The organism is Nonomuraea corallina, from assembly GCF_027620315.1.
GTDB lineage: Bacteria > Actinomycetota > Actinomycetes > Streptosporangiales > Streptosporangiaceae > Nonomuraea > Nonomuraea corallina.
Genome location: NZ_JAPNNL010000281.1, coordinates 1 through 5,296 on the forward strand (window position 1 = coordinate 1; position 5,296 = coordinate 5,296).

Genomic DNA, 5,296 nt, shown 5'->3' on the forward strand with positions numbered 1-5,296 from the left:
ACGCGGGCGGCCAGCGCGGCGACGTCGCGGCGGCCCAGCGAGGCGGGCGCGTACGTGCCGAGCGTGACCTCGCCGTCCAGCAGCAGCGCCGCCACGCTCCACGGCAGTGAGAACTTCGCGTCGTACGGGGTGCGCGGGGCGAGCTTGCGGTCGGCGGGCTCGCACACGATGGCGGCGCTGTCAGGATGCACGTACGCGATCACCTCGGCGATCTCCCCACCGAGCCCGGCTTCGCGGAGCGCGGCGGCGGCGGCGTCGAGGGTGACGTGCATGAGCTGACAGGCCGGATACGGCTTGATCGTGATGCGGGTGGTCTCCCACGTCTCGCCCAGGCCGTTGGTGATGCGGGCGGTGTCGGCGGGGCGTCCGGCCAGGGCCGCGTACAGGCCGTGCGGCCCCTCGATCACGGTGTCGGGGCCGCTGGCCCCGGCCGCCGCGAGCCGGGCGGCCAGGATGCCGGACGCCGAGGCCAGCCCGGGGTGCAGTTGCTTGGTGGACGCCCCGGTCGACAGGAACTCCAGCAGGCCGCCGGCCTGGCTCCCGGCGATGCCGAGCGCGTCCACGGCGGTGCCGGGGTCGAGGCGCATCAGCCGGGCCGCCACGACGGCGGCGGCCAGCACGCCGCACGCCATGGTGGCGTGCAGCCCCCGGGCGTGGAAGGCGTGCGGGGCGGCGGCGCCGAGCCGGCACACGGTCTCGTAGCCGGCGATGGCGGCGGCGAGCACCTCGGCGCCGGTCGCGCCGGTCTGCTCGCCGACGGCGAGCGCGGCGGGCAGCACCGCGGCGGTCGCGTGCACCAGCCCGCCCGCGTGGGTGTCGTCGAAGTCGAGCGCGTGCACGAGCGTGCCGGTGGCCAGGGCGGCGGCCACGGCCGAGCCGCGCGCGCCGGTGCCGGGCAGGGACGACTCGGGCGGGCCCCCGAGTCCCCGGGCGACGGCGATCGCGGGGGCCGCCGCTCCGGCCCGGCCGCCCGCGACGGCGGTGCCGAACCCGTCCAGCAGGTGCCGGCACGCGGCCCGGCGCACCTCCTCGGGCGCGTCCGCCGGGCCGGGTCCGAGAGCCCAGCCGGCGAGGGTGCGCGCGACGGTCACCGCGCCACCCCCTCCGCCGGGTCCGCAGAGGGGCCGAAGGCGCCGGCCCTGGTCAGGTCGCGCACCCGGTCGTCGTCGTACCCGAGCAGGTCGCGAACGACGTGGCCGAAGTCCTCGTTGCGGCGCGGCGCGCGCCGGTAGGCGGGCCGCTCGGCGCCGACCCGGACCGGGGAGGCCACCTGGCGGACGGTGCCCCAGTGCGGGTGCTCGGTCTCCACCAGCAGGTCGCGGGCGGCGGTGTGCTCCTCCCGCATGGCGGCGGCGACGTCGTTGATCGGGCCGCAGGGGATGGCGGCGGCGTACAGCGGCGCGAGCCACTCCTCGACCGTGCGCCGCCGGAAGATCTCCTCCAGCAGGGGCAGCAGCACGTCCTGGTTGCGGCGCCGGTCGGCGAAGGTGGCGAAGCGCGGGTCGTCGGCCCATTCGGGGTGGCCGATGACCTGGGTGAGCCGCTGCCAGAACTTCTCCTTGGCGCAGCCGACCACCAGCCAGCCGTCGGCCGCCTGGAAGGCCTGGAACGGCACCAGCGACGGGTGCGCCGAGTGGCGGGTGCGCTCGGGGACGAACCCGGCGTTGAGGTGCCAGACCGCCGGGTAGGTCAGCAGCCCGATCGCGGTGTCGTACAGGCTGACGTCGCAGTCCATGCCGACGCCGTCCCTGCGGGCCGCGTGCAGGCCGGCGAGCAGCGCGATGGCCGCCACGAAACCGCCGGAGTAGTCGACCAGCGACAGGCCCGACTTGGTCGGCGGCCCGTCCGGGTCGCCGGTGAGGTCCATCCAGCCGGCCAGGCCCTGCAGCACGTAGTCGTAGCCGGGCTCCTTGCTGCGCGGCCCGGTCATGCCGAAGCCGGTGAGGGAGCAGCACACGATGGCCGGGTTCAGGTGCTTGAGGTCGTCGTAGGTGATGCGGATCTTGGCCGGTACGTCGCCGCGCAGGTTGCTGTAGACGGCGTCGCTGACCTTGACGAGGTCCTCGAAGACCGCGCGGCCCTGCGGGCTGGACAGGTCCAGGGACAGGCTGCGCTTGTTGCGGTTGAAGGTCTCGAAGAACAGCGAGTCCTCGCCCTCGGCGTACGGGGGCACGTAGCGGCCGACGTCGCCGCCGGCCCTCGGGTCCTCGATCTTGATCACCTCGGCGCCCAGGTCGGCCAGGTGCACGCTGCCGAACGGACCGGCGCCGTACTGCTCGACGGCGATGATCCGGACGTCTTCGAGCGGTCTCACGCTCGCCCTCCCGTGATGTCGGCGATGAGGTGGATGATGGCCTGCTGCGCGGCCCTGGTCTCGGCCGCGGACAGGCCGTGGGTCGGCGGGGTGAGCTTGACGGAGTCGGCCAGGCCCTCGTAGGCGGCGATCCGCTCGCGCACCTCGTCGCGGGTGCCGGCGAGGGTGAGCGCGTCCACCATGCGGTCGGTCACCACGTCGCCGAGGTGGTCGGCGCCGCGCCCGCCGCGGAAGGTCTCGACCACGGCCTCCTGGTCGGCGGCCAGGTCGTGGAAGGCGAAGAACTCGGCGTAGCTGCGCACGCTGGCGTAGAAGCCGACCAGGCCGGCCGCGCGGCGGCGGGCCAGCTTCGGGTCGTCGTCGACCGAGCAGGCGGCGGAGACGACGAGGTCGAGGTCGCCGCGCCGCTTGCCGGGGGTCTTGGCGAGTCCGGCCTCGATCTCCGGCAGGATGCGCTCGGCCAGGTAGGCGGGCGAGCACAGCTCGTGGGAGATCCAGCCGTCGCCGATCTCGGCGGCGAGCCTGGTCATGGCCGGGCCGACCGCGGCCAGGTAGATCGGGATCCGGGTGCGGACGGGCGGGAAGGGGCGCTGGTAGCCGATGATCCGCATCGGCTCGTGCTCGCCTTCCAGGACCATGGGCTCGCCCGTGCCGCAGTGCTCCCAGAAGTGGCGCAGGTAGCGGACGGTCTCGCGCAGGTGGCCGACGGGCTTGCCCCAGCGGGCGTTGTGCCAGTCCTCGTTGAGCCGTTTGACCCCGCTGCCGAGCCCTAGCACGAACCGGCCGCCGGACAGCTCGTCCAGGTCGAGCGCCTCCAGGGCGGTCACCATGGGGCTGCGGGTGAAGGCGAGCGCGATGGCGGTGCCCACCCGGGCGCCGGTGGTGGCCTGGGCGAGCGCCGCGGCGGACACGGTGGCGCTGCGGTGCAGCTCGGGCACCCACACGACCTCGGCGCCCGCCTCCTCGGCGGCGCGGGCGGCGGCGGCCTGCTCGGCCAGGGTCTCGCCCCACGGGCCGTAGGTGATGCGCACTCAGTCCTCCAGGGAGAGCGGCTGTTCCGCGGTGGGGAACAGGCCCTCGATCTGCTCGGCGCCGCGCTTGTACACGTAGAAGGTCCGGTTGAACGAGCAGACCTCCTTGCCGTCCTGGTTGAGTGTCCGGGTCTTCACGGTGACGATGCCGGCGTGCGGGCGGCTGCCGGACTCGCGCTTCTCCAGCACGATCGACTCGCTCCACAGCGTGTCGCCCGCGAACACCGGGTGGGTCATCCGGATGTCGGTCCAGCCCAGGTTGGCGAAGGCGTTCTGGGTGAGGTCGGTGACGCTCTGGCCGACGGCGATGGCCACCGTGAAGGTGGAGACCACCAGCGGCTTGCCGAACTCCGACTGCGCGGCGTACTGGGCGTTGAAGTGCATCTGGTTGGTGTTCATCGTCAGGAGCGTGAACCAGGTGTTGTCCGCCTCGGACACGGTCCTGCCGAGTGGATGCTGATACACGTCGCCGACTTCGAAGTCCTCGAAGAACCGACCCTGCCAGCCCGGTTTGACACTCATGACGTTCCCTCGCTCGGCCTCACGCTGACAGCCAGAGCCTAAACATCAGACTATTCAAGGGTCAAGGCGTTGTTCCACTGAACGTAACAACGTTTCGGCTAATCGCCGGTTTCCCGTCGCTCCCTGTCGATGCGCGTGTACGTCTCCCGCAGATGCTCCAGATGCTCACGCTGCGCCCGCTCGGCGGCCTCGCGGTCACCGGACTCGACGGCCGCGAAGATCTCCCGGTGGTCGCCGTCGACCCGCTCGAAGAAGTCGGACGCCGCCTGGTCGCGGGCGAACCTGCCCTCCAGCACGCCGAACACGGGAGCGGTCACGGCGGTCAGCAGCGGGTTGCCCGCCGCCGAGAGCAGCACCTCGTGGAAGCCCCGGTTGGCGATGAACCCGCGTCCCCGGTCGCGGCGCGGCTTGGTCAGCGAGCGCCGCAGCGCCTCCAGTTGCTCGGGGGACCGGCGCTCGGCCGCGAGCCCGGCGGCGGGCACCTCCAGCAGGATCCTGACCTCCAGCAGGTTGGCGACCGAGCCGGAGTCGGTGAACAGCGCGAAGCTGGACAGCAGGTAGCGCCTGATGTGGTCCGGATCGGGGTGCACCACGAAGCTGCCTCCGGCCACCCCCCTGCGGGTGACCAGCAGGCCCTCGCTCGACAGGACGCGCAGCGCCTCGCGCACGGTGCTGCGGCTCACGCCGTACATGGCGCACAACTCCGGCTCCACCGGGAGCCGGTCGCCGGGCTTCAACCGGCCGGCGAGTATCTGCTCTCTCAGCCGGCTCGCCAGGTCCTGGTACGCCGGAGCAGCGGCGCGATCGGTCGGCACACGCACCAGCGTAACCCGCCGGGGCCGATCTTTTCGACCTCGGGTTCCCTCTAGCGAAACAGTGTTTCAACATGTAACCCTAATGCTCCGCATGAAGGGAGCACCGACATGACCAGCACCAACCCGTCCCCCGGGGCGCCGCCGCAGAGCCTGCGGAGGATCGTCCTCGCCCGCCGCCCCGAGGGGGTGCCCGTGGACGAGGACTTCCGCCTGGAGACCGTACCGGTCACACCGCCGGGGCCGGGCGAGACGCTGGTGCGGGCCGTCCACCTGTCGCTCGACCCGTGGGTCCGCGGCGCCATGACGGGCCGCAACCTGGGCCACCCGCCGATCCACCCCGGCGACCTGGTGCCCGGCAGGGCGGTCGCGCAGGTGGTGGGCACCGGTGAGTGGGTCGTGGCCGAGACCGGCTGGCAGGAGTACGCCACCCTGCCCACCGACTCGCTCCGGCCGCTGACCCTGCCGCCCGGCGTGCCCCGTACCGCCGTGCTCGGCGCGCTCGGCACGCCGGGACTGACCGCGTACGCCGCGATCACCCGCCTGATCCGTCCCGTGATCGGGGACACCGTCGTGATCTCCTCGGCCACCGGCGCGGTCGGCGGCGTGGCCGGGCA

The 5,296-nt window shown here is 73.2% G+C and carries 5 protein-coding genes and 1 pseudogene; 1 reads left to right on the plus strand and 5 read right to left on the minus strand.

Annotated elements, in window-relative coordinates; all coding sequences use genetic code 11:
• From OUY22_RS35485 to OUY22_RS35505, 5 genes are all read right to left on the minus strand, one after another.
• Positions 1 to 1,091: MmgE/PrpD family protein (locus OUY22_RS35485; RefSeq protein WP_270159700.1), on the minus strand; the 1,091-nt coding region annotated here is incomplete at its 3' end.
• Positions 1,088 to 2,314, minus strand: coding sequence for a CaiB/BaiF CoA transferase family protein (locus OUY22_RS35490; RefSeq protein WP_270159701.1), 1,227 nt, complete (start codon positions 2,312 to 2,314; stop codon positions 1,088 to 1,090). The genes OUY22_RS35485 and OUY22_RS35490, both read right to left, overlap by 4 nt.
• Positions 2,311 to 3,345, minus strand: coding sequence for an LLM class flavin-dependent oxidoreductase (locus OUY22_RS35495; RefSeq protein WP_270159702.1), 1,035 nt, complete (start codon positions 3,343 to 3,345; stop codon positions 2,311 to 2,313). The genes OUY22_RS35490 and OUY22_RS35495 overlap by 4 nt, the downstream gene beginning before the upstream one ends.
• On the minus strand, positions 3,346 to 3,867 hold the full coding sequence (locus OUY22_RS35500) for a MaoC family dehydratase (RefSeq protein WP_270159703.1): 522 nt from the start codon (positions 3,865 to 3,867) through the stop codon (positions 3,346 to 3,348).
• Positions 3,868 to 3,965: 98 nt separating this feature from the next.
• Entirely contained in the window at positions 3,966 to 4,682 is a 717-nt protein-coding gene (locus tag OUY22_RS35505) for a FadR/GntR family transcriptional regulator (RefSeq protein WP_270159704.1), read from the minus strand.
• A gap of 108 nt (positions 4,683 to 4,790) precedes the next feature.
• Here OUY22_RS35505 and OUY22_RS35510 point away from each other — a divergent pair.
• Positions 4,791 to 5,296: pseudogene (locus OUY22_RS35510) on the plus strand (NADP-dependent oxidoreductase); the annotation flags it as partial.